Origin of the sequence: Arenibacter algicola (assembly GCF_000733925.1) — a bacterium.
Lineage (GTDB): Bacteria > Bacteroidota > Bacteroidia > Flavobacteriales > Flavobacteriaceae > Arenibacter > Arenibacter algicola.
Window position 1 is genome coordinate 491,655 of sequence record NZ_JPOO01000001.1, and the last position, 16,630, is coordinate 508,284.

General features: G+C 41.6%; 13 protein-coding genes. All 13 read left to right on the top strand.

Features of this window, described 5'->3' with window-relative positions; translation table 11 throughout:
• Nucleotides 1-213 precede the first annotated feature (213 nt).
• The 13 genes from phnA to U735_RS0102075 all read left to right on the top strand — a co-directional run bounded on the left by phnA (nt 214) and on the right by U735_RS0102075 (nt 16,575).
• Nucleotides 214-1,431: a phosphonoacetate hydrolase gene (gene phnA, locus U735_RS0102015; protein WP_031442228.1), complete on the top strand. Its 1,218-nt coding sequence runs from the start codon at nt 214-216 to the stop codon at nt 1,429-1,431.
• 18 nt (nt 1,432-1,449) lie between these two features.
• The gene (locus tag U735_RS0102020; protein WP_031442229.1) at nt 1,450-2,877 is read left to right on the top strand and encodes an aldehyde dehydrogenase family protein; all 1,428 of its coding nucleotides are present in this window, start codon (nt 1,450-1,452) and stop codon (nt 2,875-2,877) included.
• A gap of 63 nt (nt 2,878-2,940) precedes the next feature.
• Nucleotides 2,941-4,053: a 2-aminoethylphosphonate aminotransferase gene (locus U735_RS0102025; protein WP_031442230.1), complete on the top strand. Its 1,113-nt coding sequence runs from the start codon at nt 2,941-2,943 to the stop codon at nt 4,051-4,053.
• Between the two features lie 212 nt (nt 4,054-4,265).
• A complete protein-coding gene (locus U735_RS0102030) occupies nt 4,266-5,528 on the top strand; it encodes an MFS transporter (RefSeq protein ID WP_031442231.1) in 1,263 nt (420 codons plus the stop codon).
• A 112-nt stretch (nt 5,529-5,640) separates the two neighbouring features.
• Nucleotides 5,641-6,861, top strand: a complete 1,221-nt coding sequence (locus tag U735_RS0102035; protein ID WP_031442232.1) for an NAD(P)/FAD-dependent oxidoreductase — start codon at nt 5,641-5,643, stop codon at nt 6,859-6,861.
• A gap of 19 nt (nt 6,862-6,880) precedes the next feature.
• Nucleotides 6,881-7,885 (top strand): metallophosphoesterase family protein, encoded by a 1,005-nt coding sequence (locus U735_RS0102040; protein WP_031442233.1) that lies wholly within the window; start codon nt 6,881-6,883, stop codon nt 7,883-7,885.
• Nucleotides 7,886-7,917: 32 nt separating this feature from the next.
• A complete protein-coding gene (locus tag U735_RS24855; RefSeq protein ID WP_083260538.1) occupies nt 7,918-9,612 on the top strand; it encodes an endonuclease/exonuclease/phosphatase family protein in 1,695 nt (564 codons plus the stop codon).
• Between the two features lie 69 nt (nt 9,613-9,681).
• Nucleotides 9,682-10,239: a helix-turn-helix domain-containing protein gene (locus U735_RS0102050; RefSeq protein WP_031442235.1), complete on the top strand. Its 558-nt coding sequence runs from the start codon at nt 9,682-9,684 to the stop codon at nt 10,237-10,239.
• Between the two features lie 403 nt (nt 10,240-10,642).
• Nucleotides 10,643-11,449: a pyrroline-5-carboxylate reductase gene (gene proC, locus U735_RS0102055; protein WP_031442236.1), complete on the top strand. Its 807-nt coding sequence runs from the start codon at nt 10,643-10,645 to the stop codon at nt 11,447-11,449.
• Between the two features lie 3 nt (nt 11,450-11,452).
• A complete protein-coding gene (gene proB, locus U735_RS0102060; RefSeq protein ID WP_031442237.1) occupies nt 11,453-12,223 on the top strand; it encodes a glutamate 5-kinase in 771 nt (256 codons plus the stop codon).
• A 25-nt stretch (nt 12,224-12,248) separates the two neighbouring features.
• Nucleotides 12,249-13,451 carry a glutamate-5-semialdehyde dehydrogenase gene (locus U735_RS0102065; protein WP_031442238.1) on the top strand — a complete coding sequence of 401 codons (1,203 nt, stop codon included), beginning with the start codon at nt 12,249-12,251 and terminating at the stop codon, nt 13,449-13,451.
• A 416-nt stretch (nt 13,452-13,867) separates the two neighbouring features.
• Nucleotides 13,868-15,184, top strand: coding sequence for an IS110 family RNA-guided transposase (locus U735_RS0102070; protein ID WP_031442239.1), 1,317 nt, complete (start codon nt 13,868-13,870; stop codon nt 15,182-15,184).
• A 395-nt stretch (nt 15,185-15,579) separates the two neighbouring features.
• Complete coding sequence (locus tag U735_RS0102075) at nt 15,580-16,575, top strand: IS110 family RNA-guided transposase (protein WP_031442240.1); 996 nt, start codon at nt 15,580-15,582, stop codon at nt 16,573-16,575.
• Nucleotides 16,576-16,630 lie beyond the last annotated feature (55 nt).

A 16,630-nucleotide genomic window follows, 5' to 3' on the forward strand; every position in this document is an offset into this window, starting at 1 on the left:
GTTATTTTATATAATTAATTTAGTGTTTAGCTAACGCTATAATAATCTAAAATTAGCTGTTTTACTTCATATTAGGTTGATTTTTGTAGGACAATCATACTCCTTCCTTCCCTAGCTATATAGCATTTATTTTTTGTGACTAAAATTATCCTATTAGTAAATATTTTGTACTTTAGTGCAAAATTAATGAGAAACTCAAAGACTTTTTAAAACATGAATATTAACGACAGAAATTACCCTAAGCAAAAGCAGACCATTATTGGAATATGTATGGATGGAACCTCTTATCCCTATTATGAAGGGGCCAAGGAGGTAATGCCCAATTTGCAAAGGTTTATTAAGGAAGGTTCCATGGGAATGGTAAAAAGTGTTATTCCATCCTTTACCAATCCGAACAATATGGCGATTGTTACAGGGGTTACACCCAAGGTGAACGGAATTTGTGGGAATTTTTATTGGGATACCGACCTTCAGGAAGAGGTAATGATGAACGATCCTAAGTATCTGAAGGTGCCAACCATTTTATCAGAGTTAAGTAAAAACGGTAGAAAAGTGGCTGTGGTTACCGCCAAGGATAAGTTGCGAAAAATGCTTGCCCACAATTTGGATGGTATCTGCTTTTCGGCAGAATTTGCCAATCAGGCTACTATGGAGGAAAACGGTATTGAAAACGTAGAGCAAGGATTAATGGGCAAGGAAAGACCAGGTATCTATGATCCATATATTTCCGTGTATTGTATAGAGGCCGGTGCCAAATTGTTAAAGCGCGAACATTTTGATGTTATGTATTTAACAACAACCGATTTTGTGCAGCATAAATATGCTCCCGGAAGTCCGGATGCAAACGATTTCTTATCAAAAATAGACCTTTGGCTGGGGGAACTGGACAAGTTGGGAGCCATTATCGGAGTAACCGCCGATCATGGTATGCAGGCCAAGACCAATGCGGATGGAAGTCCAAAAGTGCAGTTTATAGAACAACTTTTGGATGCCCAAAATATTAAATCGAGGGTAATATTGCCTATCACGGATCCCTATGTTGTGCATCACGGGGCCTTGGGAGGTTATGGTACCTTGTATTTGGAAGATAAATCCCAGTTACAGGCGGCCAAGGACTATTTGTTGTCCCTGGACGGAATAGAAAAGGTACTTACCAATGCCGAGGCGGTTGAGGAATATGAACTTCCCGGCGATAGAATAGGTGACCTGGTAGTATTGGCAGATTCGGCCACTACCATTGGTAGAACCCCTGATTGGCACGAATTGGATAAGGTTAAGGAAGGCTTGCGTTCACATGGGGGAGAACACTGTCAAGTGGTGCCCATGATATTTAACAAGAAATTGAACGCCGAATACAGTGAAAAATTGGCGTCCGGGGCTAGTAGGAACTTCGACTTGTTCCATTTTTTGAGCAACGGATTCGCTAACTAAACCATTTAAAACAATACTATGATCGAGTTTGGAAGTATAATTAATGGAAAGCAGGTTACAAGTGGGGAATGGATAGATATTTATAACCCATACACCAAAAAGCAGGTGGGCAGGGTAGCTTCCTTGGATACAAAAACCTTGGATAAGGTGTTGACTGATACCAAGAACACTAAAATTAACCTTACCCGTTATGAACGGTACGATATACTGAATAAAATTGCAAATGCTTTGGAAGAGCGGGTTGATGAGGTAAGTAAAATGATTACCGATGAGACCGGACTTTGTTTAAAGGATACCCGTTATGAAGCCAGTAGAGTTTCGGATGTGCTGCGATTTTCTGCCATGAAGGCTTTGGATGATGACTCCCAGGTATTTCCCTGTGATGTTTCAAAAAATGGTAAACCAAGAAGGATATACACCACTCGTGTTCCCTTGGGACTCATTAGTTGTATAACGCCTTTCAACCATCCTATGAACCAAGTGGTTCACAAAATAGCCCCGGCAATTGCCACCAACAATACTGTGGTCTTGAAACCATCTGAGAAAACTCCCTTATCGGCTTATTATTTTGCACAATTGGCCTTGGACTGTGGTCTGCCGCCCAATATGTTGAACGTAATAAATGGTGCAGATGTGCAGGCTACGGCAGAGATGATGACCATACATCCAGAAATTACCATGGTATCCTTTACAGGGGGTAGTAAGGTTGGGAAAATAATAGCCTCCAAAGCAGGATATAAAAAATTGGTTTTGGAGTTGGGAGGTAGTTCCGCATTGTTGGTGCTTGAAGATGCCGATATAGATGAGGCGGTAGAGGTTACCATGTCCGGAACCTTCAAAAATTCCGCCCAGCGTTGTACCGCTATTAGAAGAATTTTGGTGCATGAGAGTATAGCGGATGATTATGCCGCTAAATTAACTGCTCGGGTTGAAGCTTTAAAATATGGGGATCCATATGATGCTGAAAATGATATGGGTACTGTTATTACCGAGGAATCCGCCAAGGAAATGGAATTGCGTGTCCAAGATGCTATTGATAATGGAGCAATTTTATTGGCTGGACATAAAAGGGATGGTGCCCTGTATGCCCCTACCGTTTTGGATCATGTGCAAAATGCCCATGAAGTTGTGGCCAAGGAGACCTTTGGGCCTGTTGCGCCAATAATCCGCTTTAAAACTTTGGACGAGGCCATCGATATTGCCAACGACACCCCTTACGGCCTGTCTGGCGGAGTAGTAAGTAATCACTGGCCATCCATTCAGAGAGTTATTACCGAATTGGATACCGGTACGGTAAACGTAAACGAAGCACCAAGTTACCGATTGGAATGGACACCCTTTGGAGGGGTGAAAGATTCCGGCTTGGGGTACAAGGAAGGGGTTATCGAGACCATGAAAGGGTATACCTATGTCAAGACCTATTCCCTGCCTTGGGATATAGCCTAATGTAAGTATCTATAATTTTTAATAAAATTTAAGTAATTCAAAAATCTTAATCGAAAATACGAAATGCAAATAAAAAGAAATGTGTTGCTCAATCCTGGTCCGGCAACTACCACTGATTCCGTAAAATTGGCCCAGGTCGTTACCGATATTTGTCCAAGGGAAAAGGAATTCGGAGACCTAATGGAATACTGTGCCACTGAGATCACCAAATTTGTGGGAGACCCTAAGGAATATGCCACTGTTTTGTTCGGGGGTTCAGGAACGGCCACCGTAGAGGCTATCTTGAGTTCCGTTGTACCCGAAAACGGACGCATTCTTATAATAGATAATGGTGCTTATGGCAAGCGCATGTGCCAGATAACCAAAATTTATAAATTGGATACGGTAGTTTTTGAATCGTCGTCCATAGAGCCAATTGATCTAAAAGCTCTTGAAGAGGTAATAAAAGGAGAAAAGGGGTTAACGCACTTGGCCATGATACATCATGAAACCACTACAGGTTTGTTAAATGATATTTCTGCCGTAGGGAAATTATGTGCCAACTATGATATCAGTTTTATAGTGGACTCCATGAGTGGTTTTGCTGCTATTCCAGTAGATATGAAGACCATGAATATTGATTATTTGGCAGCCAGTTCCAATAAAAATATTCAAGGAATGGCGGGAATTGGTTTTGCCATATGTAATAAGAAAGCATTGTTGGCAACAGAATCCATTCCCATGCGGAACCTCTATTTAAACTTATATGCACAGTATGCCTATTTTGAAAAAACACATCAAACCAGGTTTACTCCTCCTGTACAAACCTTCTATGCATTAAAGCAGGCCATTATAGAGACCAAAGAAGAAACCATTGTAAAGCGTTATGACAGATATGCCAAGTCATGGGAAACATTACTAAGCGGGATAGAGGAAATGGGATTGGAATATTTAATAGATAGGGAACATCACTCTAAAATTATAACCTCTATCATTGAGCCCAAGAATGATAAATATGATTTTGATGAAATGCACGATTATTTCTTTGAAAGAGGGTTTACCATATACCCGGGGAAGGTAAATAACTATGATACGTTCAGGATTTCCAATATAGGACAGATCGATTATAAGGATATGGAAGACTTTCTAAAAGTATTGAAGGAATACCTTGTTCAAATAGGGTTTTTGGAAGATTGATTTGAAGCGAACAGCAGACGAGAACCTAATAGTGAAAGTTGCTTTTTGTTTTTAATCTAAATGCAGTGGTAACTGAATAAATGTTCCACAATATCAATAAAATGCCGCCACCTGTTCAGAATTATCAGAATTACAGGTGGTGCGCACCTTCTAACCATTTTCTTAGTCATGTGATCTCAAATTTTAAGAAATATAAATAACCAATACCAAACATGAGTTTAACCGTAGATCAAAAATATTGGAGGAAGAGAATATTTGTTCTTACTTGGCTCGCCTATGCGGGCTTTTATTTTGGAAGGAAGAACTTATCGGTTACATGGAGTTCCATGGAGCAGGATTTGGGACTCGACAATTCTGACTACGCTTCCATCATTTTTGTATATAGTTTGATATATACCATTGGGCAATTTGTTAATGGGTACCTGTCCGATACTTTTGGACCCAGAAAGGTGGTAACGGTTGGGTTGTTACTAGCCGCAATTGGAAACTTATTTCTTGGAATGACATTTTCTGCTGGCGTAATTGTTTTTCTTATAGCGGTTAATGGCTATGGGCAATCTACGGGTTGGAGCGGATTAATAAAAAATATGACCCCTTGGTTCAGAAGAACGGAGCGAGGTATAGTTATGTCATGGTGGTCTACCTGTTACGTTACCGGGGGCTTTCTGGCTACTATATTTGCTACCTATGCGGCTTTTGATATGGAGTTCCTTTCAGAGCTTGGTTGGAAAAGGGGTTTCATATTTCCGTCGGTGATTCTTTTTGTTATTGCCATCTTATACCTTCTGTTTACCAGAAACAATCCTGAAGATGTTGGCCTGCCCAAAATCGTTGAAAACAAGTACGAATTTGAAGGAGGGGCCAAGGCCGAGAAGCTTAAAATATTGGGTCTGTTACTGAGGAATAGTTCCCTATGGATCTATTCCAGCTGCTATATGATCCTAAAGATGACCAGATATGCCTTTCTTTTTTGGTTGCCTGTCTATTTGGAGAAAGCGCTGCACTATGATGTCAGCGATGCAGGTTATATGTCTTCGGTATATGAGCTTATAGGTTTTTTTGGTGTCATCCTAGCGGGTTACAGTTCGGATAAGATCTTTAAATCCAATAGATTTAGTACAGTTGCTATAATGATGATCGGATTGGGTCTTGCCTGCCTAGCCCACCCCTATATGGTTCCTTATGGAAAAATAGCTACAATAATCAGTATAGCCCTTATAGGGATAGCCACTTATGGGCCGGATTCACTTATCTGTACAGCCGGCTCCATGGATGTTGGGGGTACCAAGGGAGCGGCAATGGCTGCTGGCATTATTAATGGGATGGGGTCTATTGGGCAAATGTTTTCAGGTTTTATTGTAGTAGCCATTAATGAGTATTACGGCTGGGACAATCTATTTTACTTTTTTGTTGTCATGTCGTTCATTGGAGGAGGATTAGCGGCCATAAAGTGGAATTTAAAAAGTACGGATTAAACCAAGAAAAAGCTATATCATCTGTTATTTCCAATATCATTTTAATCCAAGTACAAAGGTGAATAAAAATGATTTGGCTACTAAAAATATGCAATAAAAGAAATACGATTCGATGGAAAAGACCGATTTGGTAATAATTGGAGGCGGCATATTTGGTTGTGCCATTGCCTATTATTTCAGTAAAAACAATCCAGGAAAACAGCTAATGCTCTTGGAGCGTAACGAGCTTAATAATGCTGCCACAAGTAGGGCAGCGGCCCTTATGACCATGGTAAGATCCAAGCGCTCCTATATTCCGCTGACCATAGAGACTTTTAAAGTCGCCAAGGAAATGGAAGGGGAACTAGGAGAAACTTTGGACTTTAAGGTGGTGGGTATGATGCATGTAGCAGCAAGCGAAGCCAAGGTAAGGGATCTGGAAGTGTTAATGGGCATTGCCAGGGAATACGATCAGGAAGCATATTACATTAGTAAGGAAGAGGCCAAGGAAAAAGCACCTTGGCTAAAGGTGGACGAGGCGTTGAAAATAGGATTTGTTCCCAATGAAGCCTATTGCGACCCTTATATGTTAGGGACTTTTTTTGCCAGATGTGCCAAAAACCGGGGAACTAAAATTCGCCAAGGGGTAGAGGTAGTTGGTTTAATACATGAGGCCGGTACGGTGAAGGGCGTAAAGACTACTGAAGGGGACATCCTTGCAGAGACCGTTGTGGATGCGGCTGGTGTTTGGGCACCTCTGTTGGCCGAGGAGGTGGGGGCGGGCCTTCCTATGGCCCCAGTGCGAAGTCAGTATTGGATAACGGAACGCTGCGATCTGTTTCCCACTAATTCGCCCATGGTCCTTTTACCGGATGCCCAAGCCTATGCCCGACCCGAAGGGGGAGGCCTGTTGTTTGGGATTCGCGAGGGAAAATCGTTGGTAACTTCACCTCAAGATGTTCCGAAGGATATTACCGATTTCGTTTTCAGTGTCGATGGAGGGATGGACGATCTTTTTGAGAATGGGGAGCGACTTGCCCGTTTTTTTCCTGCTTTTTACGATATGGGAATCAAATATTATGTGGCCGGATTTTCGGGCTATACGCCAGACTCCCAATTGGTAGTAGGAGAGGTACCGGGCGTAAAAGGATTCTTTGTGGCCTCGGGGTGTTGTGGTGCAGGGATTTCCGTTGCAGGCGGGGTAGGGCTCGGCATTGCTGAAATGGCAGCGGGAAGGCCAAACCCCCTCGATTTTTCGGAATTTCAAATTTCTAGATTTGGCAAAATAGATCCCTTTGGGGAAGAATGGCTGAACAAGTGTGCCGCCGCCAGATCCAATAAGGTAAGTGGTTAAACAATTAAGAAAGTACATCATGCAAAATCAAGAAAAAGGACGTCGTAAGTTCATGGCCAAGATGGGCTTGGGAACTTTGGCTTTGGGGATGGGTAATGTTGGGGCTTACGCCTTTGCACCTAAAAATGAGATCACTAAAAAAAACAAGGTCAATATTGGTTTTATTACCGATGTCCATCACGGCTTTTGTGCAGACGGGCTTGAGCGTTTGCAGGTATTTATAAAGGAGGCATCTTCCCGAAAATTGGATTTTATTATTCAAGGAGGCGATTTTTGCTTTGCAACGGAAGAAGCCCAGGAGTGTATGGATCTTTGGAACACCTACAAGGGTGAAAAGTATCATGTGCTGGGTAACCATGATATGGACAAGGTTACCAAGAAGGAAGCCATGGATTTTTTCGGGATGGAGAGTAATTATTATTCCTTTGATAAGGGCGACTTTCATTTTGTGGTAATGGATGGAAATTATATACTGAAAGATGGGAAATATGAAGATTATGGCAATGCCAATTTTTATATTGATCAACAGAATAGAAGTTTGGTAAACCCGAAACAAATTGAATGGCTAAGGAAGGATTTGGAAAAAACGGATAAGCAGACCATAATTATTTCCCATCAGGCCTTTGACGAAATTTGGGATGGTTGGTCCTCTCCCAGTAGGTTTGAGGTTAGAAAAGTTATTGATGATGCCAACAATAGAACGGATTATCAAAAGGTTATTGCCTGTTTCTGTGGCCACCATCATGTAGACGATCACAGTTATATAAACAATGTGCACTATTTCCAGATGAACAGCGCCTCTTATTTTTATGTTGGAGAAGGCTATGGCTCCGATGGCAGTAGGGCCATGTACGAGGATTCCATTTTTGCCTTTTTAACCCTGGATCCCAGTGGTAAAATTTCAATTGAAGGACGCAAAAGTCAATTCGTACGTCCAACCCCTATGGAAAAAGGCCACCCCGATGCGCCAAGACTTTCCGCATCCATTAGTGATAGGAGTGTTGGCTTTAAGAAGAAAGTATAAAATGAGATCTAATTGTAAAATCAGCACTGTAAATGAATCAAGTTTTTTGTAAGTCGTTCCAAAGTAGAGAGATACTACTGTTCAATTATAAATTAAGGTCATTGACACACGGCCTAAGAGTGCTATTTAGTAGAATTGTTAAGTTCGCTCCCATTCTTATCATTTTGCTGATCTGCCAATTGGCAATGTCGCAACAAGCTGTTTTTCAAATGGATTTTGATGACAATAGCTTCGAGGAAAAAATCATTTCTAAAGACCATGCTATTTATATGGTAGATCTTCAGCAGTCCCAATTTGCAGAGGGCTTGTCCGGTTATGCTCTTGATCTTTCAGCAAACGCCTCATTGAGGAGACCAGTAAAATTAAATAAAGGCAGCTTTCCTGTTCTTACCGAACAATCGTCTTTTAGTGTTCAAATCTGGGTAAAAACCTTGGCCAATGCCAAAATGGGGGCCGTTATTGCTGGAAATAAAAATACCGATAAGCTTTCTAACAGTGGGTGGCAAATATATACCCAGGAGAATGGAGCCTGGGCCTTAAATCTCAGCGATGGGAAGAATAGATATGACTATAGGCCCACTGCGGAAAGACAAGGAATTAACGATGGACGTTGGCATCAGATTTTATTAAGTATCGATCGTGATAAAGATGAACTTTGGGTGTATTTTGATGGCAAGAACGTGGCCATATACAATATGCCGGAGTTAAAAGTCTTGGAATCCGAATTGGCCACAGTTATAGGAGGTTCCGATGAAAAATGGGAATATGGGTCCTATGGGCAATGGAATGCCTTTAATGGCTTTTTGGATGAAATAAAGGTATGGGATTCGGCCATTGATGCCGAAACCGTTGAAAAGTTGTACTCCCAATATTACCCAATTTCGGAAAATAATCCATTAGTATTGGACGCCCGACATTTAAAGGTGTTGACCTGGAACATTTGGCATGGAGGAAATAGATATGGCAAAGAGGTAGGAGTACAAAGGGTCATCGAAACCATTAAGGCTACCAATGCGGATATTGTTGGACTTATAGAAACTTATGGCTCGGGGGAAATAATTGCTGATTCCTTGGGCTATTACTTTTATCTGATAAGTTCCAATTTATCTATAATGAGTCGTTATCCGATTACTGAAACCATTAAGATTTTTAAGCCATTTAATTTTGGTGGGGTTAAATTAAATATGGGCCCTTCCAAAGAATTAATCTTTTTTGATACCTGGCTGCATTATTTGCCGGATTATAGCAAGAGCATCATAACAGAGAATAAAAGTCCAAAAGCCTTGATAGCGGATGAGGAAAATACACGCCAAGGGGAAATAAAGGAAATTTTAAAAGGCATAACACCGTATCTAAAAAATACAGATGAAACCCCTGTAATTATGGTGGGCGATTTTAATATGGGGTCACATCTTGATTGGACAAAGGAAACCAAGGATATCCATTACGGAAAAATAGTGGAATGGCCAGAGAGTAAGGAAATGTACCTTGCCGGATTTATAGACAGTTATCGTGAATTGCATATTGATCCTTTGTTGGATCCCGGGTTTACATGGACTCCAAGAGCTGCCACCTCTTCGGACAAATACGGACTCAGGGACAGAATCGACTATATCTATTATAAAGGAAAAAGTTTGAATGTTTTGGAATCCAAAGTAATCGATTACCACCCTGTTATGTTCCCTTCGGATCACGCAGCTGTTTTTAGTGTTTTTCAATTGAATTAATTGTCTATTTTTGCTATATTAAATGTCATTGTGGCAAATTCATGCCTGCAAATGACCAATAGTAGCTAAATGGATGACATTCTAATAAACATAGGTAGGCAATTAAAATTGGCCCGCCAGAAGAGGGATTTGACCTTGCAACAGGTGGCAAAAAGAACTGGTGTTAGCGCCGGACTTATTTCTAAGATTGAAAATTTAAGAACCACGCCATCTTTACCAGTGCTATTAAAAATAATGCAGACGCTTAGTATAGATCTGTCAGAATTGGACCTGTCATCCAGTGTTACGGGAGATTATATCGTTATCAAAAATGGAACGGGGACCAAAGAAGAACGGGAAGATTCCGTTAACCTGGAATATACGCACCTTTTGTCCAGTCCTTCTTCGGATAGTAGTATAAGGGTGTATATTGTTAGTGTTGCTGCTGGAGCATATCGAAAGCCAATCTCAACCAACGCCAATGAACTAATTTATGTGCTGGGAGGAAAGGTAAATTATTTGCTTAAAAAGGACAAGGTGCTATTGGAAAAAGGAGATCTGCTTTATTTTGATGGCTCTATTCCACATGGCGTTTCCAATGAGTTCAATGAACAGGCAACCATGTTGAAAATTTACTTTTTACATTAAGGAAGGGTAAATTTATATCCTTAATTTATTACCTCCCGACAGTTTTTCTGTAACCTGATAGGACTGATTTATTTCCGTAACCCATATAAGGGGTCATTTTCCTGCAATTGTTATTATTGATAAGGGTGGACTGCCATGCTTATTATTTGCCAATTCTTACATGCAGACACCATTTTTGTCAGGTTTTGCAATTATATTTTCTAGGCTAGAAGGCCTTGAAACAAAAATTTTCGAATCCTCTTTAAAAATCGAATTGCGCTAATAGTAAAGGCTAAGGGCGATGTATAGGTTTTATCTATGGTAAAATCATATCAACAGTTAAACTCTATATGGAATAATGGGGTATCGCATGGTTATTGTGCAAATAGGGTTGTAAATTAACGTATTAACATAAAAACAATACATGAAAGTATTAGTAATTGGGGCAGGGAATATGGGATTGACCTACGCGGAATCCATGTCAAAATCAAAACTGTTAAAGAAAAGAAATTTAATGATTTTGGACAGTTCCCAAGAAAAGACCTTGTCCTTAAAAAAGATTTTACATTTTGAAGTACATGAAAATTTGGAGGATTGTGTGCCCAAGGCAGACTTAATCTTTATTGCGGTAAAACCTTTCCATAGCGAGGATTTATTTAAGAAGATGAAAGACCTGGTTAAAGAGGGACAGATTGTTATATCAATTATGGCAGGAGTGACTATAAAGTCCATGCAAGATCAATTGGGACTTCAGAAAATTGTCCGTGCCATGCCAAATTTACCTGCCCAAATTGGGAAAGGGGTAACTTCATATACGGCTTCTAAGGAAGTCTCAAGAATAGAATTGTTGACCATAGAAAATTTATTGGATACTACAGGGAAGTCTATTTTGGTAAGCTCCGAGAAGTTTATAGATGCCTCCACAGGTATTTCTGGGAGTGGTCCGGCCTACGTTTTCTATTTTATGCAGAGCATGATGGAAGCTGCTTTAAAAATGGGCTTTTCGGGCAATGACAGTAAGATGTTGGTTAGTCACACCTTTGAAGGCGCCGTAGAGTTGTTTAATCAATCCGATCTTTCTCCCAATTCTTGGATGGAAAGGGTAGCCTCCAAAGGGGGCACTACCAGGGCGGCATTGGATTCCATGGAAGACAATAATGTAAAGGAGCTTATTAAAGAGGCTGCTTACTCCGCTTTTAATCGCGCTGTAGAACTAGGACAAGATAAATAGGATATGTATAAACAGAGAGTAGTTATAAAAGTAGGTACCAATGTAATGACCAATAAGGATAACAGGATAGTAAAACCTGTCCTTGATCATTTGGTACAACAAATAGCAGAATTGTACGAACGCAATATCATGTCTGTTTTGGTTTCTTCGGGATCGGTTATAGCGGGCATGGAGGTAATGGGGGAGAGTCAGATTACGGACAAGGCCACAAGGCGACAAGTGTATTCGGCCATTGGACAACCAAGGATGATGCGCCATTACTATAATATATTTCAAGATTATGGAATGAAGTGTGCCCAAGTGTTGGCAACCAAAAGGGATTTTAACCCTGGGAGCCATCGAGATAATATGATCAATTGTTATGAAGGCTTATTGGCAGAAGGCGTGGTGCCCATTGCCAATGAGGATGATGCCGTTTCCTTGACCAATTCCATGTTCTCGGACAATGATGAGTTGGCAAGTCTGGTAGCGGAACTTACGAAAGCGGATAAGTTGATTATCCTTACCGATACGGACGGATTATTTACAGGACACCCTGATGATAAGGATACCGAAGTAATACAGAATGTAAGCGTGGACCAGAATGTGGAGAAATATATAAAGACCATAGATAAAGGTGAAGCAGAAGGTAGGGGAGGTATGGGCTCCAAGTTGAACATCGCCAAACAGACTGCTTCCAAGAATATCCCGACCTATATTGCCAATGGGAAAAGAAAGCGGGTTATTCTGGATATTGTGGAAGGAAAGAGCGTGGGTACCAAGATTTCGGTATAACTGAAGCTAACGAAAAATAAAACGAATGATATTATTAAATACAGATATTAAGAATAAAGTATTGCAATCCATGATGAAGATTTTGGATAGCAAAAGGAACGAAATAATAGCCGCCAATCAAAAAGATCTTGATCTTTTTGATAAGGCGGATAGGGCCATGTACGATAGGCTTATAGTGGATGATAAAAAGGTAGACGGAATGATTGCAGCTATACAAGAGGTGCTGCAACAGCAAGATCCGGTAGGCAAAATAAAATCGGAACAAGCCCTTGAAAACGGATTGAAAATTGAGAATAAAACGGCGCCTTTTGGGACCATAATGATTATTTACGAATCCAGACCGGATGTTACCATAGAAGCTGCGGTTTTGGCCTTTAAAGCCAACAATAAAATTTTGTTGAAGGGCGGAAAAGAGGCCGTAAACAGCAATATTGTTTTAGAGAAATGTTGGCATTTGGCGCTAGAGGAAAATGGTTTGGATACCCAATGGATCCAACTTCTTCATATGAATAGGGAGGAGACCCAGGAGTTTTTGAGGAATCCTACTGAAAAGTTGGACTTAATCGTGCCCAGAGGCGGTGAGCGGTTGATCGCTTTTGTTAAAGAGCACGCCAAATGTGCAGTATTGGTCAGCGGAAGGGGAAATAATTTTCTGTTTGTAGATAAGGATGCGGATTGGGCACAAAGTTTAGAGGTAATCCTCAATGCAAAGACCCAAAAGATATCGGCCTGTAATGCCTTGGATAAAATCCTGGTCGATGTTAATATCGATGATTATTCCAACAAGATAAAGGAGCTCAATGCTATCTTAAAGGAGCAGGGAGTCTCAGTTGTAGTAGATAGCAAGGTGGCCGAGCTGCTACCTGAAAATACCGTTGTGAAAGAAGACTCTATTTGGTATGAAGAATTCTTGGCCATGAAGTGTGTGGTTGGGGCAGTAGTGGATTTGGAAGAAGCTGTTCAAAAAATCAACAATTTTTCAGGAGGGCATTCCGCAACCATTATGACTCGAAATAAGCAACTGGCCATGGAGTTCATGGATCAGGTGGATAGTGCTGCCGTATACCACAACGCCTCTACCAGATTTACGGATGGTGGACAAATGGGTGTTGGTGCGGAACTGGCAATCAGTACGGACAAACTGCACCATAGGGGTCCACTGGGACTGGAGCAGTTGGTAACCAACAAATATTACGTTTATGGGGATGGGCAGGTAAGAATGTCCTAAAACTTCCATAGCCCTTTAAAGGGTACAAATATCGGTGCGGCGGTCCTAAGGCAATTTCTTGCTTCTTAAAAGGGCCGCCGCTTTTGATTTGGAGAAGTTTATAAATTTTATAAAACCTACTCTAATAACGTGAGTTCGATTTATATTTAATTGTTAATGAGTTATTTATGATAATTTTGTCCGGTCGAGACCCAAGAAATTTTATTTTCAAGCGGTAATAATGACGTAAATTGGATCATAATCTACCGAATTGCAAAATAATCGTAGTCGGAATAGTGTTATTTACCTGTGTTCGAGCATGATTTTCAAAAATTTGGAAAGCGAATCTGGTACTCAATTTCTATAATTGATGTCCGTATGGTAGTCTTGCAAGCTTGTTTTTTTTGAAGGCAATTTGGTTTTATAATCATATAGCTATGAAAAAGATCAGAACCCATGCTGCAGGTATCGACATTGGGGCAAAAAAAGTGTATGTGAGTATCGAGGACCTGCCTGTAAAAAGCTTCGATACCTTTACCCAGGACCTGGAGGCTCTGGGCGTTTATCTGGTGGCCCATGGCATAGAAACTGTGGCCATGGAGGCTACGGGCGTCTATTGGGTCATTTTGTACGATATACTGGTGTCCCAAGGTCTGGATGTTTGGCTGGTCGATGGAGCGGGCACCAAACAGGTTCCCGGCAGAAAGACCGACGTAAAGGATTGCCAATGGATACAGCAATTACATAGTTATGGGCTGCTGAACAAATGTTTCGTGCCCGATATCCGGGTACAGGAACTGCGCGCCTATCAACGCCTTCGCGAGGACCACATCCGTAGTGGTGCGATGCACATCGGCCATATGCAAAAGGCATTGATACTGATGAATATCCGGCTGAAGGAAGTAATAAGCCAGATCCACGGGACAAGTGGGATGCGGATTGTCCGCGCTATCCTATCAGGCGAAAGGAATGCCGAAAAACTGGCATTGCTATGTGATCAAAGGATACTTAAAACAAAAAAGGAATGGGTGATAAGATCATTAAAGGGGCATTATTCGGAAGCCGCATTGTTCGAACTGGGCCAAGCCGTGGCCTGTTATGATTTCTATGGGGAACAAATTGCCATGTGCGACATAAAGCTGGAAGAGGTGTTGAAGAAGATGGACCTGGACGGTACACCAAAGCCAAGGTCCAAGGGAACAAGAAAAGCAATCCGTCACAATAGACCGGATATAGAGAATATGGGAGGACACTTGTTGGGGATCTTTGAGGGAAAGGATGCTACCGTCCTGCCCGGAATTACGGATTATAACTGGATGCAACTGCTGTCGGAGGTGGGCACCGATCTTGGGAAATGGAAATCGGAAAAACATTTCACCTCTTGGTTGGGACTTGCCCCAAAACAACACAATTCGGGAAAAATGAAACGCAATTACAAACCCAAGGGAGCCCCAAGGGCAGGTCTGATCTTCAAACAGGCAGCAGTAGGCCTGCTCAACAGCAAGCACATTGCATTGGGCGCTTTCGGCAGAAAGATACGGGCCAAAAAGGGAGGATTGGTGGCCATAAAGGCAGTGGCCAGGAAATTGGCCGAACTGTACTGGAAATTGTTTGTAAAGGGACTGGAGTATGTGGAGAACGGTATCCAAAAATACCAAGAGAAAATGCTCTTGAACAAACAAAGGGCGGTAACAAGAATGGCACAAGAACTAGGGTTGGGGATAACTCCATTGAAAATACAAAGTGCTGATTAACAGTTTTCTATGATAGACGTCAATGGTAGCCTGCCTCGTCTGCAGACAGTCCTGCCCGGCGGCAGACGGGCGAAGTCGAGACCTCATTGTAAAAGCATTACAGTAAAATAACCTCTCGACTCCGCCTGCCTTCCGCCTTTAGATTTGTATTATAAATATAATCTATAATAATGTTGAAAAGAGGGGGTCCGGGGGAGACTCATAACTTTTAAAATGTTCATAAATTTAATGTAAAACAAAAAAGAACGGGGTGAACTTTCCTGCCGCAAAGGTTTGTGACCTATTGCCTGTATCAGTCCCCGTTCTTCTAACCGGTTGCCAAGAACCATATAGGATTTCAGCCAGATCTTTTAAAGGTCTTAGTTTAGGCAACCATATTAAAACATTATAAAATTATGAAAATAAAAGATGTAATCGGTATCGATGCCAGTAAATTGACACTGGATTGTTGCCTTCACAAAAGTGGGGCCCAAGAGGTTTTTGAAAATACTCCCGAAGCTATCGTGTTTTTGGTGGATTGGTCTATAAAAATTAGTGGCCTGGCCAAAAATGAGCTTTTGTTCGTTTTTGAGCACACGGGCCTTTACACCCATCAACTTGTCCGTTATCTGAGCGAACAGGGCTATTACTTTCTCTTGGTCCCTGGGCTGGAGATCAAACGGTCCCTGGGCATTGCCAGGGGGAAGGATGATAGAGCGGATGCAAAACGTATCGCCCTTTACGGATATCGCATCCGGGAAGAGGCAAGGCCCTATCAAATGCCAAAGGAATCTTTGATAAGCCTGAAACGGTTGATGTCCATGCGCAGAAAACTGGTTTCACAGCGCGCAGGGCATATTGCCACTCTAGGGGAACAAATAAGAGTGCTGAACAATGATCTGGGGCCCATATTGCTACAGGTACAGCGCGATATTATCGGGGTACTGGATGTGCAGATAACCAAAATAGAAAAAGAACTCGATAGGCTTATCGAGCAGGATCCAGAACTGCAGATTATATATCGGTTATTGGTCAGTATCAAGGGCATCGGAGCGGTAACGGCCCGGTTCATGATCGTTCATACCGTTGGCTTCACAGCTTTTAAATCGTGGAGGAAATTCGCCTCCTATTGTGGCATTGCCCCTTTTCCCAACAGATCGGGGACCAGTATAAGGGGAAGGACCAAGGTAAGCCAACTGGCCAATAAGGAAGGCAAGACATTGCTGAATCTTTGCGCCGGCTCCGCCATTCAATGTAATCCAGAGATGAAGGCCTATTATACCCGAAGAATAGATGCGGGAAAAAATAAAATGAGTACCCTGAATATAATAAGAAACAAATTATTGGCCAGGGCATTTGCAGTAGTGGTAAGAGGGACACCGTATGTCAACACCATGGGGTATATATCCTGAACTATAGAAAAAATTTATGAGAAAAAATTTGTTTTAACCATAGGATACAGGCAGG